At 71.0% G+C, this 26,523-nt stretch carries 22 protein-coding genes; 10 read left to right on the top strand and 12 right to left on the bottom strand.

Going from position 1 to position 26,523, the window contains the following annotated elements:
* The 4 genes from ACIBHY_RS16770 to ACIBHY_RS16755 all read right to left on the bottom strand — a co-directional run bounded on the left by ACIBHY_RS16770 (position 1) and on the right by ACIBHY_RS16755 (position 3,329).
* The gene (locus ACIBHY_RS16770) at positions 1–789 is read right to left on the bottom strand and encodes a neutral zinc metallopeptidase (RefSeq protein ID WP_397307081.1); all 789 of its coding nucleotides are present in this window, start codon (positions 787–789) and stop codon (positions 1–3) included.
* A gap of 41 nt (positions 790–830) precedes the next feature.
* Positions 831–1,568: a neutral zinc metallopeptidase gene (locus ACIBHY_RS16765; protein ID WP_397242442.1), complete on the bottom strand. Its 738-nt coding sequence runs from the start codon at positions 1,566–1,568 to the stop codon at positions 831–833.
* Between the two features lie 68 nt (positions 1,569–1,636).
* Positions 1,637–2,404 (bottom strand): neutral zinc metallopeptidase, encoded by a 768-nt coding sequence (locus ACIBHY_RS16760; protein WP_397242444.1) that lies wholly within the window; start codon positions 2,402–2,404, stop codon positions 1,637–1,639.
* A 103-nt stretch (positions 2,405–2,507) separates the two neighbouring features.
* Positions 2,508–3,329 carry a neutral zinc metallopeptidase gene (locus ACIBHY_RS16755; protein ID WP_397242446.1) on the bottom strand — a complete coding sequence of 274 codons (822 nt, stop codon included), beginning with the start codon at positions 3,327–3,329 and terminating at the stop codon, positions 2,508–2,510.
* A 138-nt stretch (positions 3,330–3,467) separates the two neighbouring features.
* Between ACIBHY_RS16755 and dxs the strand changes: the two genes are divergently transcribed.
* Both dxs and ACIBHY_RS16745 read left to right on the top strand, forming a co-directional pair.
* Positions 3,468–5,366 carry a 1-deoxy-D-xylulose-5-phosphate synthase gene (dxs, locus tag ACIBHY_RS16750; RefSeq protein ID WP_397242448.1) on the top strand — a complete coding sequence of 633 codons (1,899 nt, stop codon included), beginning with the start codon at positions 3,468–3,470 and terminating at the stop codon, positions 5,364–5,366.
* Positions 5,367–5,497: 131 nt separating this feature from the next.
* On the top strand, positions 5,498–6,973 hold the full coding sequence (locus ACIBHY_RS16745) for an amino acid permease (RefSeq protein ID WP_397242450.1): 1,476 nt from the start codon (positions 5,498–5,500) through the stop codon (positions 6,971–6,973).
* A 41-nt stretch (positions 6,974–7,014) separates the two neighbouring features.
* Here the strand turns inward: ACIBHY_RS16745 and ACIBHY_RS16740 are convergent, their stop codons facing one another.
* The 5 genes from ACIBHY_RS16740 to ACIBHY_RS16720 form a co-directional block, all read right to left on the bottom strand.
* A complete protein-coding gene (locus tag ACIBHY_RS16740) occupies positions 7,015–7,389 on the bottom strand; it encodes an SSI family serine proteinase inhibitor (RefSeq protein ID WP_397242452.1) in 375 nt (124 codons plus the stop codon).
* A gap of 97 nt (positions 7,390–7,486) precedes the next feature.
* Entirely contained in the window at positions 7,487–9,559 is a 2,073-nt protein-coding gene (locus ACIBHY_RS16735) for a 3-hydroxyacyl-CoA dehydrogenase NAD-binding domain-containing protein (protein WP_397307080.1), read from the bottom strand.
* Positions 9,556–10,713, bottom strand: coding sequence for a thiolase family protein (locus ACIBHY_RS16730; RefSeq protein ID WP_397243777.1), 1,158 nt, complete (start codon positions 10,711–10,713; stop codon positions 9,556–9,558). The genes ACIBHY_RS16735 and ACIBHY_RS16730 overlap by 4 nt, the downstream gene beginning before the upstream one ends.
* A gap of 60 nt (positions 10,714–10,773) precedes the next feature.
* The gene (locus ACIBHY_RS16725) at positions 10,774–11,637 is read right to left on the bottom strand and encodes a hypothetical protein (RefSeq protein ID WP_397307079.1); all 864 of its coding nucleotides are present in this window, start codon (positions 11,635–11,637) and stop codon (positions 10,774–10,776) included.
* A 45-nt stretch (positions 11,638–11,682) separates the two neighbouring features.
* Positions 11,683–11,994 (bottom strand): ArsR/SmtB family transcription factor, encoded by a 312-nt coding sequence (locus ACIBHY_RS16720; protein WP_379613865.1) that lies wholly within the window; start codon positions 11,992–11,994, stop codon positions 11,683–11,685.
* 163 nt (positions 11,995–12,157) lie between these two features.
* Here ACIBHY_RS16720 and ACIBHY_RS16715 point away from each other — a divergent pair, with 163 nt between their 5' ends.
* From ACIBHY_RS16715 to ACIBHY_RS16690, 6 genes are all read left to right on the top strand, one after another.
* Positions 12,158–13,597 (top strand): FAD-dependent monooxygenase, encoded by a 1,440-nt coding sequence (locus tag ACIBHY_RS16715; protein ID WP_397307078.1) that lies wholly within the window; start codon positions 12,158–12,160, stop codon positions 13,595–13,597.
* Between the two features lie 81 nt (positions 13,598–13,678).
* On the top strand, positions 13,679–14,896 hold the full coding sequence (locus tag ACIBHY_RS16710; RefSeq protein WP_397307077.1) for a hypothetical protein: 1,218 nt from the start codon (positions 13,679–13,681) through the stop codon (positions 14,894–14,896).
* Between the two features lie 684 nt (positions 14,897–15,580).
* Positions 15,581–16,570, top strand: a complete 990-nt coding sequence (locus ACIBHY_RS16705; RefSeq protein ID WP_397242462.1) for a LacI family DNA-binding transcriptional regulator — start codon at positions 15,581–15,583, stop codon at positions 16,568–16,570.
* Between the two features lie 179 nt (positions 16,571–16,749).
* Positions 16,750–17,523: a sugar phosphate isomerase/epimerase family protein gene (locus ACIBHY_RS16700; RefSeq protein WP_397307076.1), complete on the top strand. Its 774-nt coding sequence runs from the start codon at positions 16,750–16,752 to the stop codon at positions 17,521–17,523.
* Positions 17,524–17,852: 329 nt separating this feature from the next.
* Positions 17,853–18,746, top strand: a complete 894-nt coding sequence (locus ACIBHY_RS16695) for an alkaline phosphatase family protein (RefSeq protein ID WP_397307075.1) — start codon at positions 17,853–17,855, stop codon at positions 18,744–18,746.
* A gap of 563 nt (positions 18,747–19,309) precedes the next feature.
* Positions 19,310–21,979 (top strand): PEP/pyruvate-binding domain-containing protein, encoded by a 2,670-nt coding sequence (locus tag ACIBHY_RS16690; protein WP_397307074.1) that lies wholly within the window; start codon positions 19,310–19,312, stop codon positions 21,977–21,979.
* 39 nt (positions 21,980–22,018) lie between these two features.
* Here ACIBHY_RS16690 and ACIBHY_RS16685 read toward each other — a convergent pair whose 3' ends face one another.
* The 3 genes from ACIBHY_RS16685 to ACIBHY_RS16675 are packed head-to-tail and all read right to left on the bottom strand — an operon-like array spanning position 22,019 to position 25,139.
* Positions 22,019–22,846 carry a sugar phosphate isomerase/epimerase family protein gene (locus tag ACIBHY_RS16685; protein ID WP_397242470.1) on the bottom strand — a complete coding sequence of 276 codons (828 nt, stop codon included), beginning with the start codon at positions 22,844–22,846 and terminating at the stop codon, positions 22,019–22,021.
* Positions 22,843–24,009: a dihydrodipicolinate synthase family protein gene (locus ACIBHY_RS16680; protein WP_397307073.1), complete on the bottom strand. Its 1,167-nt coding sequence runs from the start codon at positions 24,007–24,009 to the stop codon at positions 22,843–22,845. The genes ACIBHY_RS16685 and ACIBHY_RS16680 overlap by 4 nt, the downstream gene beginning before the upstream one ends.
* Entirely contained in the window at positions 24,006–25,139 is a 1,134-nt protein-coding gene (locus ACIBHY_RS16675) for a Gfo/Idh/MocA family protein (RefSeq protein WP_397307072.1), read from the bottom strand. The genes ACIBHY_RS16680 and ACIBHY_RS16675 overlap by 4 nt, the downstream gene beginning before the upstream one ends.
* A gap of 91 nt (positions 25,140–25,230) precedes the next feature.
* On the opposite strand from ACIBHY_RS16675, the gene ACIBHY_RS16670 reads away from it, so the two are divergent.
* A complete protein-coding gene (locus ACIBHY_RS16670; RefSeq protein ID WP_397242476.1) occupies positions 25,231–25,587 on the top strand; it encodes a PadR family transcriptional regulator in 357 nt (118 codons plus the stop codon).
* Between the two features lie 61 nt (positions 25,588–25,648).
* Positions 25,649–26,464, top strand: a complete 816-nt coding sequence (locus tag ACIBHY_RS16665; protein WP_397242478.1) for an alpha/beta hydrolase — start codon at positions 25,649–25,651, stop codon at positions 26,462–26,464.
* Positions 26,465–26,523: the final 59 nt, after the last annotated feature.

Here is a 26,523-nt window from a genome sequence, read left to right as displayed (position 1 = left end):
CTAGGCGACCCGTGAGGCGGGGGCGGTCCAGGTGTTGCAGGCCGACGGGGCGGCGGCGGTGAAGCCCTTGTCGAGCCAGTAGCGCTGGTTCCCGCCCTTGCCGTGGTCCTTGATCTTCGTGGTCTCGTCGCCGGAGCTCTTGACGATGTCCAGCAGGTAGTCCCAGTCGTCCTCGGTCCGGTCCAGCGACTCCCACACGCTGCCCATGAAGACTCCGGCCAGGCACTCGGCCTGGAGCTCGAACCGGCGCGTCTGCTCCAGTTCCTCCTTCTTGCTCCGGTACGGCTCGTAGAGGTAGGCGTGGTGCAGGCCGGCGATGTTCTGGAGGTGGTGCCCGTACTCGTGCGCGACCACGTCCATGAGGAACAGGTCCGAGGGGTCCTCCAGCATCTTGTCGTCAAGGCTGATGGCGAAGCGCCGCGTCTTGACGCAGTAGCTGCCCGCCTGGTCGGCCCACTTCTCGCCGCAGAAGCGGGCGCCCTTCTTGGTGACGAACGTCAGCGACGGCTGCCCGAACTCCAGCCCCCCGCCGGTGAAATGCGCGCGCCACGCCTTGTTGAGGCAGGTGTGGACGGTGCGGACGTAGGCCTTGGCCTGCGCGACGCTCCCCGCCGCGACCGGCTTCTCCACGCAGGCGCCCGGCGCGAGCGCGCCGGTCCGGTACATCTTGTTCTGGGTGAGGACGGCACTCTTGATCGGGTACGCGGACGCGGCCGCGGTGCCCGTCGCGCCGGCCAGGACTACCCCGGCCAGAAGGACCGACACCACGGCATAAAGGGGGAACCTCATGGAGAAAGTGTGATACGTCCTGCTTAACAATCAATTGCCATTCAGAGAACGCGTGACTTTCCCGCCTTCCACGTGTTGCAGTACTGCGCCGAACGACCGCCGTAACCGCGGTTCTGCCAATAGGCGAGATTGGCCGGCCGGCCGTGGGTCTTGCTCTCCCCGGCCCTGCTGACCGACTCCATCCACTGGTCCCAGGTGATGCCGGGATCGATGGAATCGAGGGTGGAGCTGTAGAAGGCGCCGGCGAAGCACTCGGCCTGCATCTCCAGGCGGTGGCTGAGGATCGTGCGCGCGCTGCCCGACGAGCGCCAGTACATGGCGTTCTGCGCGGTCAGGATGCCGGTGAGGTGCTGGACGTGGTGTCCCCACTCGTGGGCGACCGAGTGCGCGATGTTCATCTTGAACGGGTCGGTCAGGTCACGCTTCATGATCCGGATGGCGACCGTGCGCTGCTGCGGGCAGTACTGCGCGCCGTTGCTGGTGATCTTCCCGCAGACCGATCGGCTGCCCGTCGTCACCTGGACCTTCGGCGGCGTGTACCGCAGCCCCGCGGCCTTGAACCTGGCCGTCCAGAAGCGGTCGGCGCACCGGGCCATCCCGGTGTGGAAGGCTCGGAGCGAGGCGGCGCTTCCCCGGCGGATCTCCGGAATGGCGCACGAGAGCGCCGACGTGGTGCCGGAGCGATAGATCTTGTTCTGGGTCAGTACGGCGGGCGGTACGGCGGCCGCCGGTTCTGCCGAGGCGCTGGCCGTACCGGAAATGGTCAGACCCGCGATCATGCACACAGATGCCGCAATAAGGGGAAGTCGCACGATCGCGGATCCTAGACCAGTTCGGGGCGCTCCGGTTAGGAGACCCGGGATTTCGGCGCCGCCCAGGTGTTGCACGCGCTGGGGGACTCGGCGTCGAAGCCGCGCTTGAGCCACCAGGCGATGTTCTTGGCCTTGCCGTGGGAACGGAAGTCGTAGCCGTTCTCGGCGACCTTCACGATGTAGCGGAAGTCGAACTCGCGCCGGCCCAGCGAGTGCCAGACCGAGCCGATGAACGCGCCCGACAGGCACTCGGCCTGCAGCTCCACCCGGCGGCTCTCGTCGTACACGCGGGCCTTGCTCTTGCCCTTGAGGTTGTCGACGACCCTCAGCATGCCGGTGAGCTGCTGGATGTGGTGACCGTACTCGTGGGCCAGGACCTCCATCAGGAACAGCTCGAACGGCTCGGCCAGGATCGCCTCGTCGAGCAGGAAGGTGATCTTCTTGTTCTTCGGGCAGTAGATGGCCTGGGCGCCCGCCGGGAACTTCCCGCACGAGGTCCGCGCGCCCGGCTTGGCGATGACCTCGAAGCCCGGCTTGGCGAACGGGATGTTCTTCTTGGCCAGCTGCCTGCTCCAGGACTCGTTCAGGCAGTCCATGAGGAACTCGAGGTAGACGCGGGCGTCGTCCAGGTCTCCGCTCTGGACCGGCTGCTCGTCACATTCCTTGAGCTCCAGCGCACCTGTCTTGTAGACCGGGTTCTTGGTCAGCACCGGTGAGTAGGTGGGGGGAGCGGCGTGGGCCACACCGGTGAACAGCACGCTCGCCAGGGCGCCGGAAATGAGCGCCAAAATGGGGGTACGCATGAGAAGGCACCTTATTTGGCGCATATGCCGTTGGTAAAGCACATTGCGGCCCGTGCCGCGAGGGGCACGGGCCGCAATGTCACGATATTTCGGGCCTAGCAGGCTAGGCGACGTAGCGGGCGGAGACCTTCCACGTGTTGCACGCGCCCACCTGGCCGGAGTTGAAGCCCCGGTTCATCCAGGCGGCCTGCGAGGAGCCCTTGCCGTGGTCGTTCTGGGCCCAGGCCTTGTGGCCGTTCTTGCGGAACCAGTCGACCGTCCGGTCCCACTCGCCCTGGTCGACGGGCAGGGAGTCGGCCACGGTGTTCATGAAGACCGCGGAGAAGCACTCGGCCTGAAGCTCCGAGCGGCGCGACAGCTGCAGCTGCATCGACTTGCCCGAGCTGTTGCGGGCCGCCCAGTAGTAGTTCCAGATGCCGGAGATCTGCTGGACGTGGTGACCGTACTCGTGCGCCATCAGGCGGGTGATGCCCAGGGCGTACGGGTTGCGGAGCTGCGTCTTGGTGATCAGCATGTACATCGTGCGGTCGCCCGAGCAGTAGAGGCCGTCGGCCCCCGCGCTCCACGGGCCACAGGCGGTGCGGACCTTCTTGGTGATGATCCGCAGGCGCGGCTTGCTGAACGACAGGCCCGCCTTGCGGAACTGGCTGCTCCAGGAGGCGTTCAGGCAGTTGGTGACGCGCTGCAGGAAGCGCTTGTAGGCGGCGGTGCTGCCGCGGGGCAGGCTGCCGGGAGAACAGTTGGAGTCGGCGAGCCGGCCGGTTCGGTAGAGCGGGTTCGCCGTCGCGGCTGCTTTGCCACGGGGCGGCGCTGCCTGCTGCAGCTGCGCCCCCTGGTTGGCGGGCTGCGCTTCGGCGGTCGCCGTACCCACGCCCGCCAGAGCAAGCACCAGCCCAGCGGCCACGAGTGACGAGAGTTTCCTCATGGGGAGAGTGTTCATAGTGAGGGAAAGACTAGGTCAAGATCGGACAAATGTGGGCTGATTTGACTCGATGCAGTCAGCGCCGGGGGCACGAACTAGACTCGTGCGCAGTGGCGAGCACGAGCAGGAGGGGCTGATTCCGTGAGCGGGCTGCTGAGCTCAATCAAGGGTCCGGAGGACGTCAGAAGGCTCGGAGCGGCGCAGTTGCCGAGGCTCGCGGGGGAGATCCGCGACACGCTCGTCGACTCGTGCGCGCGCTTCGGCGGACACCTGGGGCCCAACCTCGGTGTCGTGGAACTCACGATCGCTTTGCACCGGGTCTTCGACTCCCCGCGCGACCCGATCATCTGGGACACCGGCCACCAGGCGTACGTCCACAAACTCCTCACCGGCCGCCTCGCCGGCTTCGACGCGCTCAAGCAGGAGGGCGGCCTGTCCGGCTACCCGAGCCAGGCCGAGTCCGAGCACGACTTCGTCGAGAACTCCCACGCCTCCACCGCGCTGTCCTACGCCGATGGGCTCGGCAAGGCGTTCAAGCTGCGCGGCGATCGCGAGCGCAGGGTCGTGGCGATCATCGGCGACGGCGCCCTGACCGGCGGCATGGCCTGGGAGGCGCTCAACAACATCGCCGCGATCAAGGACCTCCCCGTCGTCATCGTGGTCAACGACAACGGCCGCTCCTACTCGCCGACCATCGGCGGGCTGGCCTCCCATCTGTCCTCGCTGCGCGTCAACCGCCGCTACGAGGACATGCTGGAGTTCGTCAAGGACAAGATCGGGAACGTTCCCGTCCTCTACGACGCCCTCCACGGGATCAAGAAGGGCGTCAAGGACGTCATCGCCCCGCAGGTGATGTTCGAGGACCTCGGCCTGAAGTACCTGGGCCCCATCGACGGCCACGACGAGCAGGCCATGGAGGCCGCGCTGCGCAAGGCGCGCGACTTCGGCGGCCCGGTCATCGTCCACGCCCTCACCCAGAAGGGCCGCGGCTACTCCCCGGCGGAGAACCACGACGAGGACCAGATGCACGGTCCCGGCGCCTTCGACAAGTCGACCGGGCGGGAGAAGCCGAAGCCCCGCATCTGGACCGACGTGTTCAGCGAGGAGATGGTCAAGCTCGGCCGCGAGCGCTCCGACATCGTCGGCATCACCGCCGCCATGCTCCACCCGGTGGGCCTGGCCGCCTTCGCCGAGGCCTACCCCGAGCGCATCTACGACGTCGGCATCGCCGAGCAGCACGCCCTGACCAGCGCCGCCGGCCTGGCGCTCGGCGGGATGCACCCGGTGTTCGCCGTGTACGCCACCTTCCTCAACCGCGGCTTCGACCAGCTGCTGATGGACGTCGCCCTGCACAAGCTGCCGGTCACCCTGGTGCTCGACCGCGCGGGCGTCACCGGCGACGACGGGGCCAGCCACAACGGCATGTGGGACCTGTCCATCATGCAGGTCGTCCCCGGACTGCGGATCGCCGTGCCGCGCGACGGGGAGCGCATCGTCGAACTGCTGCGCGAGGCCGTCGCCACCACGGACGGCCCGACCGTGCTGCGCTACCCGAAGGGCGCGCTGGCCGAGACGATCGAGCCGGTCGGCAAGCTGGGCGAGATGGACCTGCTGCGGGTGGCCGACTCGGGCGAGCCCGACGTGCTGCTGGTCGGCGTGGGCCCGATGGCGCACATCTGCATGGACGCGGCCAAGCTGCTCGACGCCCAGGGCATCACCGCCACGGTCGTCGACCCGCGCTGGGTCAAGCCGCTCGACGAGGCCCTGGTGGTGGCGGCGGGGGCCCACAAACTGGTGGCCGTGGTCGAGGACAACGGCAAGGTCGGCGGCGTGGGCGACGCGGTCTCGCGGCTGCTGCGCGAGGCCGACGTGGACGTGCCCGTCCGCTCCTACGGCATCCCGCAGCGCTTCCTCGACCACGCCAAGCGCGCCAAGATCCTCGGCCAGATCGGGCTGACCGGACAAGACCTCGCCCGCGAGATCACCGAGGCGATCGCCAAGCGCGGCGCCCCGATCGAAAGCCCGACCGCCCGCAACTGACCCCGAGCGCCGCCGTGCTCACCTCGCACGGCGGCATGTTGTCCGGAAAGTACCTGGTCGCCGGGGGATCGGGGCCGTTCGTGATGCGCGAGAGAAGGCATGACAGCGGGGTAAACGGGCACTGACTGATCGTGGATATCTTTCGCACCAAGAGCGTCGAGCAGTCGATCCAGGACACGGAGGCGCCGGAGCACCGGCTGAGAAAGCGCCTGACCGCCGTCGACCTCACGGTCTTCGGCATCGGCGTGATCGTCGGCACCGGCATCTTCGTGCTCACGGGTCAGGTGGCCAAGCAGACCGCGGGACCCGCGGTGGCCCTGTCCTTCATCGTGGCCGCCGTCGTGTGCGGGCTGGCCGCGCTCTGCTACGCCGAGTTCGCCTCCACGCTGCCCGTGGCGGGTTCTGCGTACACCTTCTCCTTCGCCACGCTGGGCGAGTTCCCCGCCTGGGTGATCGGCTGGGACCTGATGCTGGAGATGGCGCTGGCCGCGGCCGTGGTGGCGGTCGGCTGGTCGGGCTACTTCGCCTCACTGCTGCAGTCGATCGGGCTCACGCTGCCGGACTGGATGGCGGGCGACAGTCCGGTGGTCAACGTGCCGGCGATGGTGATCGTGCTGATCCTGACCGCGATCCTGGTGGCCGGCATCAAGCTGTCCTCGCGGGTCAACCTGATCATCGTGATCATCAAGGTGGCGGTGATCCTGCTGGTCATCGTGGCGGGGCTGTTCTTCGTCAACGCGGCCAACTACACGCCGTTCATCCCCGACCCGATCTCCACACCGGCCGTCGAGGGACTGAAGGCGCCGCTCATCCAGGTGCTGTTCGGCATCACCCCGGTGGCCTTCGGCGTGATCGGCATCTTCTCGGCCGCCGCGATCGTGTTCTTCGCGTTCATCGGCTTCGACATCGTGGCGACGGCCGCGGAGGAGACCATCCAGCCGCAGCGCGACCTGCCGCGCGGCATCATCGGCTCGCTGGTCGTCTGCACGGTGCTGTACGTGGTGGTCTCGCTGGTCGTGGTCGGCATGCAGCCCTACAGCGAACTCAGCACGCGGGCGCCGCTCGCCGACGCGTTCACCGCCGTGGGCCAGAACTGGGCCGCCGCGCTGATCAGCATCGGCGCCATCGCCGGCCTCACCACCGTGGTGATGATCCTCATGCTGGGGCAGAGCCGGGTGCTGTTCGCGATGTGCCGTGACGGCCTGCTGCCGCGCGGCCTGGCGAAGGTCCATCCGAAGTACGGCACGCCCGCCCGCCTCACGATCATCATCGGCGTGGTGACGGCCCTGCTGGCCGGGTTCATCTCCCTCGGCGCGCTGGCCGAACTGGTGAACATCGGCACGCTCTTCGCGTTCGTCGTCGTCTCGATCGGCGTGATCATCCTGCGCAGGACCCGCCCGGACCTGCACCGCGCCTTCCGCACGCCGTTCGTCCCGCTGCTGCCGATCCTGTCGGTGCTGGCCTGCCTCTACCTGATGCTCAACCTTCCGGTGGAGACGTGGCTGCGCTTCCTCATCTGGATGGTGATCGGCGCCGCCCTCTATTTCCTGTACGGCTACCGCCACAGCCGCGCCCAGCGCCTGCCCACCGGGATCAAGCCCCACTGACCGGCCCGGGGCCGTGCTCGCGTGGCACGGCCCCGGCTCACTCACCAGGTGTAGACGGCCCGTCCCGCGGCCTTCATCAGGCAGCCGTTGCCGAACGTACGGGTGAAGGCGACCTTCTTGCCCCGCCACGTGCCCGCGACCTTGACCTTGTGCGGCAGGTACTCCTTGGTGCAGATGGCCCGGTCGTTCTTGAGCTTGGCCGGATCGCCCTTGACCGAGCGCAGCAGCCGGCAGGCCGCCCGCGGCGACGGATGGTTCCCGCCGTCCCGGTCGCAGGTCAGCCGGACGGCCTTGGTGGTGTCCCCCGCGGTGACGCTGATCTTCAACGTCGCGCGGGGCCGTTGCGAGGCGGCTGCCGGGGCGGCGTTCCCCAAGACCACGGCACCGGCCAGCACGACGAGCGCGAGCGTCTTCACATGTGTTCCCTTCCTCGGACGGGCAAGGTCACACACGCTACTTCTTCCGGGGTGGAAGGGCCCCGTGACACGAGGCCCTTCCGTCTCCTACGGCCTCCTACGGCACGGAGGCGACGCCGGGCTCCAGGAAGCGGGGCTGGGAGACGCCCGCCCTGTCCAGGTACGGCGTGACGCCACCCAGATGGAACGGCCAGCCCGCGCCCAGGATCATGCACAGGTCGATGTCCTGGGCGGCGGCCACCACGCCCTCCTCCAGCATGAGCCGGATCTCCTCGGACAGGGCCAGGAGGACGCGCCGCCGTACCTCCTGTGCGGTGGACGGACGGGTGCCGCCCGCGAACAGCGCCACGGCCTCGGGGTCGAGCGAGAAGTCGGGCGCGTAGACGCCCGGCTTGCCCGAGGCCACGAGCTTGGCCATGTTGCCGCTGACGCCGAACCGCCCGGGGAAGGCGGCGTGCAGCGTCTCCGACACGTGGTGGCCGACGGCGGGACCGACGAGCTGCAGCAGCGCGAACGGCGACATCGGCAGGCCCAGGTCGTCCAGGGAGTGCTCGGCGACCTCCAGCGGCGTCCCCTCGTCCACGGCCGCGATGACCTCGCCCATGAAGCGGGTCAGCAGCCGGTTGACCACGAACGCGGGCGCGTCCTTGACCAGCACCGACGACTTGCGCAGTGACCTGCCGACCGCGAAGGCGGTGGCCAGGGTCGCGTCCGAGGTGCCGGCGCCGCGGATGATCTCCAGGAGCGGCATGACCGCGACCGGGTTGAAGAAGTGGAAGCCGACCAGCCGCTCGGGGTGCCGGAGCTCGGCGCCCATCTCGCTCAGCGACAGCGAGGAGGTGTTGGTGGCCAGCACGCACTCGGCGGAGACGTGTGCCTCGACCTCGGCGAACACCTTCTTCTTGACCGCCATGTCCTCGAAGACGGCCTCGATGACGAAGTCGGCGTCGGCGAAGGCGTCCTTGGTGAGGGAGCCGGTGACCAGGGCCTTGAGCCGGTTGGCCTGGTCGCCGGAGATCCGGCCCTTCGACAGGAGCTTGCCGATCTCGGCGTGGACGTAGCCGACGCCCTTGTCGAGCCTGGCCTGGTCGAGGTCGGTCAGCACGACCGGCACCTCCAGGCGGCGGGCGAACAGCAGCGCCATCTGCGAGGCCATCAGCCCGGCGCCGACGACGCCGACCTTGGTGACCTTGCGGGCCAGCGACGTGTCCGGCGCGCCGGCGGGCTTCTTGGCCCGGCGCTGGACGAGGTCGAAGGCGTAGAGGCCGGCGCGCAGCTCGTCGCCCATGAGGAGGTCGGCCAGGGCCTCGTCCTCGGCGGCGAAGCCCTCGTCGCGGGTGGCGGTGCGGGCCAGGGCGACCAGGTCGAGGGCCCGGTAGGGGGCGGGGGAGGCGCCGCGCAGCTTCATGTCGACGAGGAAGCAGGCGTCGTTGACGGCCTTCTCCCAGTCGGCATCCGGATATGTCGCGCGTTCGATGGAAATTTCGCCCTTGAGGACCTTGGAGGCCCAGCGGAGCGACTCCTCCAGGAAGTCGGCGGGCTCGAACATCGCGTCGCCCACCCCGAGCTCGAACGCGTCGCGACCCTTGAGCATGCGGTTCTGCGACAGCGGGTTCTCGATGATGAGCTTGAGCGCCGCGGCCGGGCCGATCAGGCGGGGCAGCAGCTGCGTGCCGCCCCAGCCGGGCACCAGGCCGAGGAAACACTCCGGCAGGGCCAGCGCGGGCACCCCGGAGGAAAGGGTCCGGTACGTGCAATGGAGCGCGATCTCCAGGCCGCCGCCCATGGCCGCGCCGTTCACGAACGCGAACGACGGCACGGGCAGCTCGCCGAGCCGCCGGAACACCTCGTGCCCCAGCCGGCCGATCTCCAGGGCCTCCTCGCGCGCGCGGACCAGCGCCGCGCCCTTGAGGTCCGCGCCGACACCGAAGATGAACGGCTTGCCGGTCACACCCACCGCGGCCAGATCGGTACGCGCCGCGATCCCGTCCAGCGCCGCGCCGAGCGACGTCAGCCCGCCGGGCCCGAACGTGTTCGGCTTGGTGTGGTCGAACCCGTTGTCCAGGGTGATCAGCGCCATGGTCCCGGCGCCGCCGGGCAGCTCGACGTCGCGTACCAGCGCCTTGGTGACGACCTCGTCCTTGAACAGCTCCGTCACGTTCACGCTCATGCGAGGTTCTCCCAGATCACGGTGCCGCCCATGCCCATGCCGACGCACATGGTGGTGATGCCGTAGCGGACGTCGGGCCGCTCGGCGAACTGGCGGGCGAGCTGCGTCATCAGCCGCACGCCCGAGGAGGCCAGCGGGTGGCCGTAGGCGATGGCGCCGCCGTAGGGGTTGACCTTGTCCTCGTCGATCCCGAAGTGGTCGAGGAAGGCCAGCACCTGCACGGCGAAGGCCTCGTTGATCTCGAACAGCCCGATGTCGGAGATGTTCAGACCGGCCAGGCGCAGCGCGCGCTCGGTCGACGGGATCGGGCCCACGCCCATCACCTCGGGGTCCACGCCCGCGAAGGCGTAGGAGACCAGGCGCATCTTCGCGTCCAGGCCGAGCTCCTCGGCGACGTCCGCGGCGGCCACGACGCAGCCGGTCGCGCCGTCGTTGATGCCCGAGGAGTTGCCCGCCGTGACCCGGCCGTGCGAGCGGAAGGGCGTCTTCAGCGCCGCGAGCGCCTCGACGGTCGTGCCGGGCCGCGGAGCCTCGTCCTGTACGGCCAGCCCCCAGCCCTTCTCCGCCGTCCGGATCGCGGTCGGCACCAGGTCCGGCTGGATCTTGCCGTCGGCGTAGGCCTTGGCCGCCTTCTCCTGCGACAGCGCCGCGTACGCGTCGGCCCGCTCCTTGGAGATCTCCGGGTAGCGGTCGTGGAGGTTCTCGGCGGTCATGCCCATGACCAGGGCACTGCCGTCCACGAGCTTCTCCGACAGGAAGCGGGGGTTGGGGTCGACGCCCTCGCCCATCGGGTGGCGGCCCATGTGCTCGACGCCGCCGGCGATGGCCACGTCGTAGGCACCGAACGCGATGCCGCCCGCGACCGAGGTCACCGCGGTCATCGCGCCCGCGCACATGCGGTCGATGGCGTAGCCCGGCACGCTCTTGGGCAGCCCGGCCAGCACGGCGGCGGAACGCCCGATGGTCAGGCCCTGGTCGCCGATCTGGGTGGTGGCCGCGATCGCGACCTCGTCCACCCGCTCGGGCGGAAGATTGGGGTTACGGCGGATCAGCTCGCGGATGACGCGGACGACCATGTCGTCCGCGCGGGTCTCCGCGTACAGTCCCTTCGGCCCTGACCTGCCGAAAGGCGTGCGCACGCCGTCGACGAACACGACGTCACGAGAGGAAGGCACGGATTCGCTCCTCGTTGCTGGACAGCTTCCGAGCCTATGCTACTCGCCAGTAACTACTCCGCAGACGAGGGCGGCGAGCAGGAGCGCGCCCACCGTGAGGGCGGCGGGCTCCCACAGATGCGCCCGGCCGCCGAGCAGGGCGATCACGGCCAGCGCGGTGGCGGTCCAGGTGACCGCGGGGCGCCTCGCGGTCCTGATCGCCGCTTTCATCCGGTACGGCTTCGCCGATGTCGTTGTCGCCGGCATGGGTGCCGTGAAGGGCAGCGTCGGAGTGCCGGCCGGGGCGGCGCTTCGGCCGGCGCGGGGCTGGTTCGGTTCGGTGGGGGGTCTGGCGTGGTCCGGGTCCCAGGGGTCGCCTGGGGAGTGGCCGGAGCGGGCGATGCCGGCGAGGGTGGACAGGGCGCCTCGGGCCCACCAGGCGGCGAAGAAGACCGCGGCCACGTAGCCCGCCAGCGTGAGGAGGTCGACGGCGCGGGTCAGGGTGTCGGCGGTGCCGTACAGGCCGGACTCGCGGAACAGGCGCGGCACCGTGTAGCCGAGCAGCAGTGTCACGGTCCAGCACGCGGCGACCCCGAGCCGGCTCAGGGCGCGGGTGAGAGGGGCGCCGGTGACGGCGTAGAGCTCCAGCTCACGCCGCCGCACCCGGCGCATGCGCACGCCCCACACCGCCTGTGTCGCCGCCAGCGCGGGCAGGGAGGCCAGGGAGAGCAGGAGTGCCGCGACGGCGTACGGCAGTGTCTCCTCCCTGGTCGCGGCCCGTTCGGCGAGCATCTGGACGGCGGCGGGCAGCGCGATCGAACCGGAGAGCGCGATGAGCGCGAGCCGGCGCGCGGCCCTGGCGTGCGTGCGCAGCCCGGTCACCACCCGTGCGCCGGGGAGGGGGGAAATCTCGGTCGAAAGCATGACGTCATGATGGCGTCACCGAGCGTGTCCGTGCCGGTGAACGGGCTACTCGGATGGAGCCCTAGATCCTTCGTAGACGATCAGGTCGAGGAGGCCGGGGAAGCGGTCGTCGAGGTCGGCGCGGCGGAGCCTGATGAAGAGCTTGCGGCCCTCGGGGCGCTGGCAGATGACGCCGCTCTCGCGCAGCACCCGCCAGTGGGCGGTCAGGGTGGACTTGGGCACATCCGGCAGGATCGAGCCGCAGAACTCTTCCTCTTCCGAGGCGGCCAGTTTCCGCACGATCGCGGCGCGGACCGGGTGCCCGATGGCGGCCATCACATCCACCAGGTCGATCTGGTCGCGTGTCGGATGCAACATACGGCCCATTGTACGCATCTCCCGAACAGTGATTTGACAGGCACGGTACGTCCGTACGAGGATTCCGAACTGACAAACGGTGTCGGCTTCCGGTGGCGTCGGGTCGTGAAACCGGGGTGGGGGTTGTGGTGTTCGGGTGGGGGAGTCGGCTGAGGAGGGTCGGATGTATGACGTGGTGATCGTGGGCGGCGGGCCGGTCGGGATGTTGCTGGCCGGGGAACTGGGGTTGCAGGGGGTGCGGGCGCTGGTGCTGGAGCGGCTGGCCGTACCGACGGGGGAGTCCAAGGCGGGGACGCTGCACGCGCGGACGGCGCAGAGCCTCGACCGGCGCGGGCTGCTGGAGGCCGTCGGGAGGGCGAGCTACGGGAGCCTGCGGTTCCACTTCTCCGGGATGTTCGGGCTCGATCTCGGGGCGGTGGCCGGGGACGGGCCCAGCCTGGTGGGGAGCCCGCAGGCGTGGGCGGAGCGGGTGTTCGCGCGCCGGGCGGCGGGGCTGGGGGCGGAGATCCGGCGGGGGCAGGAGGTGACGGAGCTGGTTCAACATGAGGACCGGGTGGTGGTGACGGTCGGCGGGCGGGAGGTGGCGGCCCGGTTCGTGGTGGGGACCGACGGGGCGCGGAGTGTGGTGCGGAAGGCCGCCGGGATCCCGTTCACGGGGACGGGGGCCCGGGTGGCCGCCTTGATGGGGGATGTGCGGCTGGAGGATCCGTACGGGCTTCCTGGGGGCTACCACCGCACGCCCCGCGGCTGGCTGATCGCCTGGGTGAATCCCGCCGGGCACAGCCGGATCACCACCTATGACTTCCGCGCGCCCCACGCCGACCGGGAGGCGCCGGTCACGCTGGAGGAGCTGCGGGAGGCGGCCGAGCACATCGCGGGCGTTCCCGTGCCCATGCGCGATCCGCGTGCCCTTTCCCGGTACGGCGACGCCGCCCTGCAGGCCGAGCGCTACCGGAGCGGCCGGGTCCTGCTGGCCGGGGACGCGGCGCACGTGCACTTCCCGTGGGGTGGGCAGGGCCTCAACACCGGACTGGAGGACGCGGTCAACCTGGGCTGGAAGCTGGCGGCGGAGGTCCGGGGGCGGGCGCCGGCCGGGCTGCTCGACAGCTACCACGCCGAGCGGCACCCGGTGGCGGCGCGGGTGCTCTGGAACGTCAGGGCCCAGACGGCGCTGGCCAACCCGGATCCGTCGGTGGATCCGCTGCGGGAGCTGTTCGCGGAGCTGATGGGCTTCGACGAGGTGAACACCTACCTGAGCGGGATGATCAGCGGCGTCGACACCGCCTACGACGTCGGCGTGCCGGGGGCGGGGCGGATGGCCCCCGATCTGGCGGTCAAGACCGAAGACGGCGACATACGGCTGACAGAGTTGCTGCGCGGCGGGAGACCGTTTCTCCTGGACCTGGCCGGGCGGGACGATCTCGTCGAGGCGGTGTCCGGATGGCCGGTGGAGGTGGTGCGCGGCCGGGCGGAACACGAGGCGGAGGCCCTGTTGATCCGTCCCGACGGTTACGTGGCGTGGACCTCTCGGGCCGGGGCGGACACGCTGGGTGAAGCACTGGGACGCTGGTTCAAACCTGTTACGGACGACTATTTGTGGTGATCGAGTGAAATTTCCGGACAGGAGGTGGTGGAGTCTGTTAGGAAGGTCGCGATCCACACCCGGTAGCTAGAGAGGTACACCGTGTCGCGCGACGAGAAGGACAGACCATTCGAGGACGAGCAGGGCAGGTCGTTAAACCCGGACATGACCGGTGACGTGCTCTCCGACCGGTGGGAGACGGACGCCGCGGACACCGACGAGCAGCCGGCCGTCGTGCTCAGCGAGACCTACCACCTGCCGGGCGACCCGGGCACGCCCGGGGAGCGTTCGGAGACCTACCATCTGCCCGAGCCGGACGCCCTGGTCCACCAGGACATCCTCCTGGACCAGAGCGCCCTGAAGAGCCACCCCGACCCGGCCGACCCGCTCGACCTGAACACCGGCGCCGACCACGGCCTGGACCGCCCGGCAGGCACCGCCTACGACGCCGTGGCGGGCTACGACTCCGGCACGCCCGCCTACGAGCCCGGCACGGCCTACGAGCCCGGCACCGGCTATGAGGCCGGCACGGGTTTCGAGTCAGGCACGGGCTATGAGGCCGGAACGGCGGGCTACGAGGCCAGCACGACGGGACCTGGATACGACGCCGGAGCCGCGGGAGCCGGTTACGACGCCGTAGCAGGGCCCGACGGAGACCGCGACGAGAACGAGCCCGGATACCTGCCGCTGGACAAGTCCTACGAGCGCCCGTTCGGCGGCGATGACGACGAGCCGCGCCGGGGCTTCCTCGGTTCGGGCTGGAGCGGTTCCGACGAGCAGGACCAAGGGCAGGGGGAGGTGCGGCGCCGTACCAAGATGCTGATCGTCGCGGCGGCGGCCATCGTGGTGATCGGCGTGGGCGCGGGCTGGATGCTGACCGGTTCCGGCTCCGAGCCCTGCAGCGGCGCGCAGTGCTCAAGCGCCGGCCAGGTGAGCACCCCGGTGGCCCCGCCCGCCGAGGAGACGGAGGACCCGGCGGACCAGCCCATCGAGGCCACCCCCGAACCCGACATGTCCGAGTCGGTCACCCCGACGCCCACGGTGAGCCGAGCCCGAGCCACCCGTACCCCGGCTCCCCGCGCGACCCCGACCCGCGACGCCGACCCCACCCCCAAGGCGACCTCCAAGGGCACCCGCGCCCCGGACCCCAAGGACCCGGTCACCGACAACGCCAACGACCCCGAGCAGCCGCGCGCCACCGAAGCCCCCTCGGCCAAGCAGACCACCCAGCCCGCCCAGGCCCCCACCACCGCCGCCCCGGTCCCCGCGCCGACGGAGAGCAAGAAGCCCGGCGGCCTCCTGGACTGGCTGTTCGGCTGACGACCTCCGGGGCTCGCTTGGCAGGACGAGCCGCGGAACCCCAACGCGGGCGGCCCCGGCCGCCCGCGTTGCGCTGTGATGCGGGCTGCGGTGTGGACGGTGCCTCCGCGGTGTTGTGCGGGCCGCGGTGTGTTGTGGCATCGCGTGGGGGTTGCTCCCGGTTGCGGTCCCTTCAGCCCGCCATCCGTTACGGCACAGCCGCCCCACCGCCACCCGCCGACGTGAGCGTGCGTGTCGTGGGGGTCGCTTCTCCCGTCGGACGGGGTCCCCGCCACAACGGCGATGCGGTTACCGGTCAAGATGCCGTAACCGGCCAGGATGCGGCCATCGGCCAACACCAGGAGACCGGCCAACATGCGGTAGCCGGTCAGTGGGTCGCCTTGATGGCCGGCTTCCTGGGCGCGGCCTAGCTGGATGACGGGGTCGCCACTTGGCGGGCTGACGGATCGCCGTGGCGGCGAGTGCCACGTCCGACGTGAGAAGCGATCCCCCCGATCGGCGCCGGCGGGCGTCGGCGGGTGGTGGGGGTGTGGCCGGCCGTAACGGATGGTGGTGGGTTCGGGGGTGAGAGGTAGACGCGCGGGCGAGAGCGGGAGGCACGGGGAGAGCGGGAGGCACGGGGAGAGGGGCGGCGCGGGGAGGGGAGAGTCTGGCACACTGGGAAATCGCTTTCCAGGAGGTGTCGTGGTCACCCTCGAAGATGTGGCGAGGCAGGCGGGTGTTTCGCTGGCGACCGCCTCGCGTGTGCTGAACGGCAGTACCCGCCAGGTGGGCGCCGGCCTGCGTGCCCGCGTCGAGCAGGCCGCCGACGAGCTCGGATACCGGGCCAACATCGCCGCCCAGACCCTTGCCCGCGGTGCCAGCAACGTGATCGGCATCGTGGTGCACGATCTCACCGACCCCTACTTCGCGGCGCTGGCCGACGGGGTCATGCGGGCCGCGGCCGGGGAAGGGCTGCTGGTCATGGTCGGCACCACCCACCGCGACCCCGAGCAGGAGATCGCCTACGTCGCCACGCTCAACGCGCAGCGCGTGCGGGCGGTGCTGCTGGTGGGTTCGCGGCTCGACGATCCCGAGGTCACCGGACGGCTGCGCGCCGAACTCGACCGCTACCTGTCCAGCGGCGGCCGGGTCGCCTGCGTCGGCCAGGACCTGCTCGGCGTCGACACCGTCGCCCCGGCCAACGGGGAGGGGTCGGCGGCGCTGGCGCGTTCGCTGGCGGGGCTGGGGCATCGGCGGTTCGCGGTGCTCGCGGGCCCGCCGCGGCTCATGACCGCCGCGGACCGTTGCGCCGGATTCGTCACCGCTCTCGAACAACTCGGACTCCCGCGCCCCCGGATCGTCCACGGCCCGTTCGACCGCGACGGCGGTTATCAGGCGGCGCAGGAGACGGGCGACGCGACCTGCGTGTTCGCGGTGAACGACGTCATGGCCGTGGGCGCGCTGGCCGCCTACAGGGAGCGGGGCGTGCGGGTGCCGGAGGACGTGTCGGTGGCGGGGTTCGACGACATCGCGACCCTGCGCGACCACGCGCCCGCGTTGACGACGGTGCGATTGCCGCTGGCCGACATGGGTGCGCGGGCCCTGGAGCTGGCCCTCACTTCGGCCGACAAGCCCGTGGTTGAGCCGGTGCGCGGCGAGGTGGTCCTGCGCGAAAGCGTCCGCCCGCTCTGATGCCCGCACCCCTCGCCGCCGTGGGCCCGCACCCGACCTCCTTGCCTGCCGTTGTCCACACCCCAGATCCGTGCGGTTGCGGCTCGGGTCCTTTGTGCCGGTACGGCGGCGGCCCCGCCGTACTCCCGCGTGTCGCTTGATCGGCGGCGCGCGTGCCACCACCCCCTTGGGAGAACACTGTGAAACTGTCCGTCAGCACGCTGGGAATGCCGGGCGACAAGCTCGACCGGGCGATCGAGGTGGCCCTGGGACACGGCTGCCAGGGGCTGGAGCTGCGGCTGCACCCCGACACCGGCGTACACGCGGGACTGAGCCGCGACGAGCGCGCGGCGGCGCGGAAGGCGGTGGAGAGCACGGGTCTGGAAATCTCCGCCCTGGCAGGCTATGTACGCGTATGTGAGCCAGGTCCCGACGAACCCCTCATCGAGGCGCTCCTCGCCGACCTCAAGCTCGCCGCCGACCTGGGAGCGCCGGGCGTGCGGGTGTTCCCGCGCGGCGACGACCCGGCCGTGGGCGCGCGCCGCCTCCAGGCGGTCTCCGGTACGGCACGCGAGCTCGGCCTGCGCGTCCTCGTGGAAACCCACGACCTGATGGCCACCGGCGCCAAGGTCGCCGCACTCCTGGACGCCGCCGGCTCCCCGGACACCACCGGCGCCCTCTGGGACCTCCTTCACCCGTGGCGCCACGGCGAATCCCCGGCCGACACGCTGTCCGCCCTGGGCTCGCACCTGGCGTACGTGCAGGTCAAGGACGCGGTGTCGGCCAACGACAGTACACCGGTGCCGATGTGGTCGGGTTCCGTGCCGCTGGACGAGTGCGGGGACCTGCTCCAGTCGGCGGGGTACGACGGGTGGGTGTCGCTGGAGTGGGAACGCACCTGGTACCCCCAGGTCGCCCCGGTAGAGGACATCCTCCCCGGCGCCGCCGAATGGGTCCGCCGCTACCAGCCCTGACCCCGCTCACCCGACCCGCCGCCCCTCCAGACACCCGGTTGCCCGCAGCCGGCCGACCCTGGAGCCCTCCGCCTGCCCGCATCGGCGCCACACCTGCCCACCAGCCCCTGTAGTCCTCCAGGCACCCGCCGCCCGCCCGCTGCCCAGTAGTGGCCCGCCGGTGCGCGGTGCGCCGTCTCCGGTGGGATGCGGCTGGGTTTGTGTCCTGAGGCGGCCGTCCGTGGCATGCGGCGGGCCTTGGCGGTCCAGGGTGGCGTTGGGGGGTGGGTGGGGCGCGCGTAGGGTGGCGGCGGCGGTGTGTCGTTGCGGTGGTGGGAGAGGGGAGTCGCGTGAAGGACAAGGTGCTTGTCGTCGGCATGGACGGCCTGCGGTTCGACCGGTTGCTGGCGTTGCGTCCCAAGGTGCTGGGGGAACTGCTCGATACCGGTGCGCATGGGACGAGCCTGCTGCCGTATGGGGAGGCCGGGGCCGTCTCCACGGGGGCCAAGGGGGAGGTCATGCGGCTGGGGGAGAGGTCGATCGCGTCCAGGACCGACTCGGGGCCGGGGTGGTCGTCGATCGCCACCGGTGTGTGGCCGGACAAGCACGGCGTGGTGGATAACAGCTTCACCGCTCCTGATTTCGCGAAATATCCGGACTTCCTGACCCGGGCCAAGCGGGCCGACCCCGCCCTGACCACCTCGGCCCTGTTCTCGTGGGCCGCGCTGGCCGAGCACGGGGCGTTCGGGCAGAAGATCGACACCCGCGTGGTCCTGGACGGCTTCGCGATCACCTTCACCGAGGGCGACAGGCAGATAGCCGACGCCGCCGAACGCCACTTCGCCGAGCAGGCTCCCGACCTGGCCTTCGTCTACTTCGGCGACACCGACGAGGTGGCCCACCGCCTGGGCCCCCACTGCCCGGAGTACGCCGACGCCCTCCACACCCAGGACAACTACCTGGGCCGCGTCCTCACCTCGATCAAGAACCGCTCCTCCTACCCCGCGGAACGCTGGACCATCCTGGTCACCACCGACCACGGCCACCTGGACGAAGGTGGTCACGGAGGGGTCTCTCCCGAGGAACGCACCACATTCGTGATCGCCGCCCGCCTGGGCGAGAACCTCGGCGGCCGCACCCTCCCAGAGGCCCGCCTGGTGGACATCGCCCCCACCGCCCTGGCCCAGCTGGGCATCACCCCCACCTCCGCCTGGAACCTGGACGGCCACCCCCTCCCCCTCTAACCCACCCGAGATCCGCCACCCATCCGGGATCCGCCACCCGCCCGGGATCCGCCACCCGCCCGGGATCCGCCACCCGCCCGGGGGTTCCAGGGCGCCCGCTTCACGCGCCCGCCTTGACCCCAAGCGCGCCTCCAGGGTCGCGAGCGCCTGCCTCCCGACTCCGGGGCTCCGCCTGCCCATGTGGACGCGCCGCCCCAGGCGCCGTACCCGCCAGAGAGGCCACGTGCCGCAAGAGCCCACCAATCGCGAGAGCCCACGGACCGAGAGGGCCCACCGACCGCGAGGGCCACGGACCGCGAGGGTGGTCGCGTGCCACGGAGGCGCGTGTCGTGAAGGTCCTGTGGTGTGAGGAGGTCCACGCCCGAGGGCAGGCGCGCCACGCGGGGAAGCATCGCTGCGAGGGGGCGCGTGTCGGGAGAGGCGCCTGGCACGTGACTGCACGTTGAAAGGGCCGCGTGGCGTGAGGAGCGGTCCCCTTCTGCCCAAGTTTTTCATCACTTGTTGAATTCTCGCCATCCACGCGCCACACTGTGAACGAAGGGTGTCTCTCAGGAGGACGGCGAATGAAGACCGCACTGGAGTTTTCCGAGATCCACGCCGGCATGCTCGCCGAAGCAGGCGGCAAGGCCGCCAACCTGGGTGAGCTGACCAGGGCGGGCCTACCGGTCCCCCAAGGCTGGGTACTGACCACGGACGCCTACCACCAGGCAGCGGAAACCGCGGGACTCCAGGAGGTCATCGCCCAAGGCGGCGACCTGGCGGCGAAGGCGCGGCAACGCCTCCTGGAAACCACCATCCCCGCCGAGGTGGCCGAGGAAGTCAGGAAGGCCTACGCGGGGCTGGGGGAGTCGGCCCCGGTGGCGGTGCGGTCGTCGGCCACGGCCGAGGATCTGCCGTTCGCGAGCTTCGCCGGCCAGCAGGACACGTTCCTCAACGTGGTGGGGCCGGACGACGTGCTGCGGGCGGTGCGGAAGTGCTGGGCTTCCCTCTGGACGGACCGGGCGGTCGCCTACCGCGAGGCGAACGGGATCGACCACGCGGCGGTCCGCATCGCGGTGGTGGTCCAGGCGATGGTGGACGCGGAGGTGGCGGGGGTGATGTTCACCGCGAACCCGGTCACCGGCCGCAGGCGGGAAGCGGTGATCGACGCCAGTCCCGGCCTGGGCGAGGCGGTGGTGTCGGGGGCGGTGAATCCGGACCGGTTCGTGGTCGACGTGGCCACGGCCGAGATCCGCGAACGCCACGCCGGTGACAAGAAGATCGCCATCAGGTCGTTGCCCGGCGGCGGCACCGAACGCGTCGAGACCGACGTCGACGGCTTCTGCCTCACCGACGCGCAGGTGCGGGCGCTGGCCGAACTCGGGGCCCGGGTCGAGGGACACTATGGCGCGCCGCAGGACACCGAGTGGGCGATCGACGCCGGCGGGCGGCTCTGGCTGACGCAGGCGCGGCCGATCACCACGCTCTATCCAGTGCCCGAGACCCTGCCCCAGACCCCGCCCGGCACCGGACACGACGGGCTGCGCCTGTTCTTCTCGATCAACGTGGCGCAGGGGGTCATGGGGCCGTTCACGCCGATGGGGAGCGCGGGCATCAAGCTGATGAGCGCGGGCGCGGCCAGGATGGCGGGGTACCCGCCGGCCGACCCCCACCAGGGCGCCGGCCCGGTGGTCGAGGCGGGGCAGCGGCTCTGGGTCGACCTGACCAAGGCGGCACGCAGCCGCGTCGGCCGCGCCGTACTGCCGAGAGTGCTCTCTGTCGCGGAGGCGCGCACGGCGGTGCTGTTCAAGGCGCTGATGGACGACCCGAGACTCTCGATGACCTACCCGTCGCGGCGGCCGTTCCTTCGTGCGGCGCGGCGGATCGCGCGGGCGGCGGGCGCGCCGCGGCGGATGCGGTGGGCGCTCACGCGGCCCGAACGCGCGCTGACCTACACGCGGCGCGTCGGCGACGAGCTCACGCGGCGCCTGGAACTCCCGGAGGACGTTTCCCCGCAGGCACGGATCGACCATGCCGAACGCCTGCTCGGCGCCACCTTCCCGATGATCTTCTCGATCATGCCGATCGTGCTCGTGGGGTACGGGATGTTCGGGCTGGCGTCGAAGCTCTCGGGCGTGCCGATCTCCGACATGCAGGACGTCCTGCGGAGCATGCCCCACAACCCGACCACCGAGATGGACATGGAACTGTGGCGGCTGGCCACGCGCATCGAACCGTTCGGTGACCGGTCGGTCGAGGAGGTCACCCGCCTCTACCAGGCAGGACAACTGCCCCGTGTGACCCAGGAGGCCATCTCCGGCTTCCTCGCCACCTACGGTCACCGCGGCGTCGCCGAGATCGACCTCGGTGTCAAGCGCTGGTCGGACGATCCGTCCCACATCATCGGCGTCCTGGCCAACTACCTGCGCATGGACGACCGCCTCGCGCCCGACGCCCTGTTCGCGCGCGGCGCCGCCGAAGCGCAGGCCGCCGTCGAGCGCGTCGCTGCCGCCGCCGCGCGCAAGGGCCGGTGGCGCGCCGCGATCGTCCGCCGCGCACTGGACCGCACCCGCCGTCTCGGCGGGCTGCGCGAGCTGCCCAAGTACTACGCGGTGCTGATCTTGGCAGGGGTACGGCGGAGCATGCGCGTCGTCGGCGAGCACCTGGTGGCGCAGGGCGTCCTCGGCACCCCCGACGACATCTACTTCCTCACCTTCCAGGAGGCCAGAACCGCCCTCCAGCCCGCGAAGAGCGAGGACGACCTTCGCGGACTGGTGGCCGGGCGCAAGGCGGCCCACGAGCGGGAGGAGCGGCGCAGGCACGTCCCCCGCCTGCTGCTGTCGGACGGCACCGAACCGGAGGCGCTGTCGATCGCCGCCGCCGAGGGCGCCATCACCGGCACCCCGGCCTCGGCGGGCATCGCGACCGGCCCGGCCCGCGTGGTCATGGACCCGGCCGGCGCGCACCTGGAGCCGGGCGAGATCCTGGTCTGCCCGTCCACGGATCCGGGCTGGACGCCGCTGTTCCTGACGGCGGGCGGCCTGGTGATGGAGATGGGCGGCGCCATGTCACACGGCGCGGTCGTGGCCAGGGAGTACGGCATCCCCGCGGTGGTCGGCGTCACCCGCGCCACCGAGCGCGTCACGACCGGCGAGACCGTCACCGTGGACGGCGCCGCCGGAACCATCACCCAAGAAGCCGCCGGAACCATCACCCAGGAAGCCGCAGACACGATCACCCATGAACGCGCGTGACACGATCACGAAGGAGCACGACCAAGCCCACGACCCCGCCTAACCGACCACCTCGGCATAACGCCGCTTCATCGCGGCCACCACCTCGTCCGGATCGGCGGCCCAGACGTCGGCGTTGAAGATCTCCACCTCGATGTCACCGGTGTACCCGGCGGCGAGCACGGCACGGGTGATCGGCGGGAAGTCGATCACCCCGTCGCCCATCATCCCCCGCCCGAGCAGCACGTCGGCAGGCAGCGGATGCAGATAGTCGCACACCTGGTAGGACGCGATCCGCTCACCCGCCCGAGCGATCTGCTCGAACACCTGCGGGTCCCACCACACGTGGAAGGTGTCCACCACCACCCCGACCTGCTCACCGGGGTACGGCATGGCCAGATCCAACGCCTGCCCAAGCGTGGACACGACAGCCCGATCGGGGCAGTAGAGGGGATGCAGGGGCTCCAACGCCAGCCGTACGTTCCGCTCCCCGGCATAGGGCGCCAGCTCGGCCAGCGCCTCGGCCACCCGCTCCCGCGCCCCGGCCAGATCCCGCGAGACTCCATCCTCCAGCGGACTCCCAGGGGTCACCCCCGGCAGCCCGCCCACGACCAGGACGAGACAGGCGGCCCCCAGCTCGGCGGCCTCGTCGACGGCCCGACGGTTGTCATCCAGGGAGGCGGCCGCGGTCATGAAGCCGCCCCGGCACAGGGACGACACCCGCAGCCCCGCCGCGCGCACCAGCTTGGCGCTGGCGGCCAGACCCTGCTCGGCCACCTCCTCGCGCCACAACCCGACGGCCTCAAGCCCGTGCCGCACACAGCCGTCCACGGCCTGGGCGACGGTCCAGCTCTTGGTGGTGCGCTGGTTGAGCGACAGCGGGTTCACCGGCCGTTCACCGCCAGCAGCGCCGTCATCCGGCGGACCGCGAGCTCCTGGTCCGCCAGCAGCCCCGCCTGGTCGGCCAGCCGGAACACCTCCGCCAGGTGGGTGATCGACCGGGCCGACTGCGCCCCATTGACCATGCTGAACGCTTCCTGATGACCGTTGAGCCAGGCGAGGAAGACGATGCCGGTCTTGTAGTGGAACGTCGGCGTCTCAAAGATCTTGCGGGACAACGCCACCGTCGGCTCGAAGATCGCATCGTAGAGAGCGAGGTTCCGGGTGCGGAGCTGCTCGTCGGGAGCCGACTCCGCGGCTGTCAGCGCCCGCAGGGCGGCGGCCGCCGCGGGGGCGATCGCGTCGAAGATGCCGAGGAGGGCGTGGCTGCCCGACTTGATGAGCGACGGGTAGTTGAAGTCGTCGCCGGTGTAGAGCCGGACGCCCTGGGGGAGGGCGGCGCGCAGCCGTACCTCGTGATCCTCGTCGAGGAGGGAGACCTTCACGCCGTCGACCATCGCGGCGTTGGCGTGGATCAGCTCCAGGAACGACTCGGTGGCCGCCTCCACGTCGCGCGAGCCCCAGTATCCGGCCAGCTGGGGGTCGAACATCTCGCCCAGCCAGTGCAGGATCACCGGCCGGTCGGCGAGGCCGAACAGCTTGCCGTACACGCGGTGGTAGTCATCGGGGCCGGTGGCGGTCCCGGCGAGCTGGCGCGAGGCCATGATGATCACGCCGGCGCCGGTGGCCTGGACGGTGTCGATCTGCTCGGCGTAGGCGTCGGTGATCGCCTGGACGGTGTCGGCTTCCGGCGCGTGGTCGGTCCCGGCGCCGCATGCGACCAGCTCGGCCGGGTCGCCGAACGCGCGGGCCTCGCCGGCGCTGCGGCTGATCAGCTCGCGGGTCGCCGCCCAGTCCAGGCCCATGTTGCGCTGGGCGGTGTCCATGGCGTCGGCGACGCGCAGGCCGTACGACCAGAGGTGGCGGCGGAAGCGCAGTGTGGCGGACCAGTCGACCGCGGCGGGCGCGCCGGGCGTGTTGTCCCCGAGCGGGTCGGCCACCACGTGCGCGGCCGCGTAGACCACCCGCGCGCCGGCGGGGCCGGCGCCGGGCTCGGGCCAGGTGACGGGGTCGCGCAGCGTGTACGCGCCGCCGGGCAGCCGGATTCTCACAGGCCCGTCACCTCGATCCTGCGGCCCTCGGTCGACGAGCGCAGCCCCAGCTCGGCCAGTTGCACGCCGCGGGCGCCCGCGGCGAAGTCGTAGGGGAACGGGGCGTCCTCCAGCACGTGGCGCAGGAACAGCTCCCACTGGATCTTGAACCCGTTGTCGTACTCCGCGTTGTCCGGCACCTCCTGCCAGTCGTCGCGGAAGCGGGCGGTGACCGGAAGGTCCGGGTTCCAGACGGGCTTCGGGGTGCCGGCGCGGTGCTGGATCCGGCAGTTGCGCAGCCCGGCGACGGCGCTGCCGTGCGTGCCGTCCACCTGGAACTCCACCAGTTCGTCCCGGTTCACCCGCACGGCCCAGGAGGAGTTGATCTGGGCGACGATGCCGCCCTCCAGCTCGAAGATCCCGTACGCGGCGTCGTCGGCCGTCGCGTCATAGGTCGCCCCCTGCTCGTCGACCCGGGCCGGGATGTGGGTGACGGCCTTGGCGTAGACGGACTGGACGCGGCCGAACAGGTTCTCCAGCACGTAGTGCCAGTGGGGGAACATGTCGAGGATGATGCCGCCGCCGTCCTCGGCCCGGTAGTTCCAGGAAGGACGCTGGGCCTCCTGCCAGTCGCCTTCGAACACCCAGTAGCCGAACTCCCCGCGTACCGACAGGATCCGCCCGAAGAAGCCGCCGTCGATCAGCCGCTTGAGCTTGAGCAGGCCGGGGAGGAACAGCTTGTCCTGGACGACGCCGTTCTTGACGCCGCGGGCGGCGGCGGCCTCGGCGAGTGCTACGGCCTCCTCGACGGACTCCGCGGTGGGCTTCTCGGCGTAGATGTGCTTGCCGGCCTCGATGGCCTTGAGCACCGACTTGACCCTGGCCTGGGTGACCTGGGCGTCGAAGTAGATCTCGGCGCGCTCCAGCGCGGCGTCGAGGTCGGTGGTGTAGTCGGTGAGCCCGTGCCTGGCGGCGATCTCGGCCAGCTTGGCCTCGCTGCGGCCGACGAGGATGGGATCGAGCCTGACCCGGGTGCCGTCGGAGAGGGCCAGCCCGCCCTGCTCGTTGATGGCCAGGACGGACCGGACCAGATGCTGCCGGTAGCCCATCCTGCCGGTGACGCCGTTCATCACCACGCCGATTCTGCGCATCGAGACCTCTTCCTTGGAAAGCGCTTTCCAGGACCGTACGGCGGGCGCGGGTGCCGTTGCAATACTGTGTGCCACACAATAACGTGCGACCATGCCCGACGACGTGCCGCTCGCCACCCACCTCCAGGAGCTCCGGCGGGGCACCGTCGTGCTGGCCTGCCTGCTCGCGCTGGAGCGGCCCAACTACGGCTACGCCCTGCTCGACGACCTCGCCAGCAGCGGCTTCGCGGTCGAGGCCAACACGCTCTACCCGCTGCTGCGGCGGCTGGAGAGGCAGGGGCTCCTGGTCAGCGAATGGAGCATGAAGGAGTCGAGGCCGCGCCGGTTCTACCGGACGAGCGAGGCCGGGGCGGCGCTCGCCGCGCTCCTCGGCCGCGACTGGGAGCGGCTCGACGCCGCGCTGGCGACCCTGAGAGGGGCTCCGGGCAAGCACGTACCCGGGAGGTAGGGGACGGGTGGTACCTGAGACCGACGCGAGCCGCGCGCGCCGTCGCATACGGTCGTGAACCATGCGTCGTTTCCTGTTGGGTGCCGTGCTCGCCCTGACCGTCGCGGGTGCCGCCTCCCAGCCGGGCGCGCAGCCACTCGACCTGCCCGCGATCACCGCGCCCGCCCTGGCCGAACGCTACGCCGCCAACGCGCGGGACGGTTCCGGACGGCAGTTCCTGGCCCTCGACCGGACGGGCGACGGGCGGGCCGTCGAGGTGGTGGGCGACCTGGCCGCCGCCGACTCGGTGATCATCTTCGTGCCGGGCACCGGATACGGCCTGGCCCAGTTCAACGACAGCACCGCCGCGCCGGGCGGCGCCGCCCGCGCCCTGCACGCCCGCGCCCAGGCCCTGGCCCCCGGCACGAAGGTCGCGGTCATCGGCTGGCTCGGCTACGACGCGCCCGAGATGACCGACCCGGGCGTCATCACCACGCTGCCCGCCGCGAAGGGCGCCAAGGCCCTGCGTACCCTGGTGACCGCCCTTCTGCCCAAGCGGATCGCCCTGGTCTGCCACAGCTACGGCACGGTCGTCTGCGGCGAGGCCGCGCCCGCCCTGCCCGTCACCGACATCGTCGCCCTGGGCAGCCCCGGCATGGGCGTCGCCGGCGCCGCCGACCTCCGCACGCCGGCCCGCGTGTGGACGGCGCTGTCCGGCCGCGACGACGTCTTCCGCCCAGGGGTACGGCTCGGCCCCATCGGCTTCGGCGCCGACCCGAACGTCGCGGCCTTCGGCGCCCGGATCATCGACGGCGGCGACGGCCGCCACACCGACTACCTCCGCCCCGGTCCCACCCTCGACCGGATCACCAGAATCGCGCTGACCGGCCGAGCCTGACGGCCCCTCGTCGCGAGCCAACCCGGGGCCAACAACGATCCAACGGCCGCGCCCTAGCG

It is taken from the genome of Nonomuraea sp. NPDC050547 (assembly GCF_044457345.1).
Taxonomy (GTDB): domain Bacteria; phylum Actinomycetota; class Actinomycetes; order Streptosporangiales; family Streptosporangiaceae; genus Nonomuraea.
This window is presented reverse-complemented; position numbering and strand designations above follow the sequence as displayed.

Excerpts from the sequence above, each read along its gene's own strand:
- ACIBHY_RS16690 (WP_397307074.1), top strand. The coding sequence starts at position 19,310 with ATGAAGACCGCACTGGAGTTTTCCGAGATCCACGCCGGCATGCTCGCC.
- ACIBHY_RS16675 (WP_397307072.1), bottom strand. The coding sequence starts at position 25,139 with ATGCGCAGAATCGGCGTGGTGATGAACGGCGTCACCGGCAGGATGGGC.
- ACIBHY_RS16755 (WP_397242446.1), bottom strand. The coding sequence starts at position 3,329 with ATGAGGAAACTCTCGTCACTCGTGGCCGCTGGGCTGGTGCTTGCTCTG.
- ACIBHY_RS16670 (WP_397242476.1), top strand. The coding sequence starts at position 25,231 with ATGCCCGACGACGTGCCGCTCGCCACCCACCTCCAGGAGCTCCGGCGG.
- ACIBHY_RS16760 (WP_397242444.1), bottom strand. The coding sequence starts at position 2,404 with ATGCGTACCCCCATTTTGGCGCTCATTTCCGGCGCCCTGGCGAGCGTG.
- ACIBHY_RS16770 (WP_397307081.1), bottom strand. The coding sequence starts at position 789 with ATGAGGTTCCCCCTTTATGCCGTGGTGTCGGTCCTTCTGGCCGGGGTA.
- ACIBHY_RS16765 (WP_397242442.1), bottom strand. The coding sequence starts at position 1,568 with ATGATCGCGGGTCTGACCATTTCCGGTACGGCCAGCGCCTCGGCAGAA.
- ACIBHY_RS16735 (WP_397307080.1), bottom strand. The coding sequence starts at position 9,559 with ATGAGCGTGAACGTGACGGAGCTGTTCAAGGACGAGGTCGTCACCAAG.
- ACIBHY_RS16720 (WP_379613865.1), bottom strand. The coding sequence starts at position 11,994 with ATGTTGCATCCGACACGCGACCAGATCGACCTGGTGGATGTGATGGCC.
- ACIBHY_RS16665 (WP_397242478.1), top strand. The coding sequence starts at position 25,649 with ATGCGTCGTTTCCTGTTGGGTGCCGTGCTCGCCCTGACCGTCGCGGGT.
- ACIBHY_RS16725 (WP_397307079.1), bottom strand. The coding sequence starts at position 11,637 with ATGCTTTCGACCGAGATTTCCCCCCTCCCCGGCGCACGGGTGGTGACC.
- ACIBHY_RS16715 (WP_397307078.1), top strand. The coding sequence starts at position 12,158 with ATGTATGACGTGGTGATCGTGGGCGGCGGGCCGGTCGGGATGTTGCTG.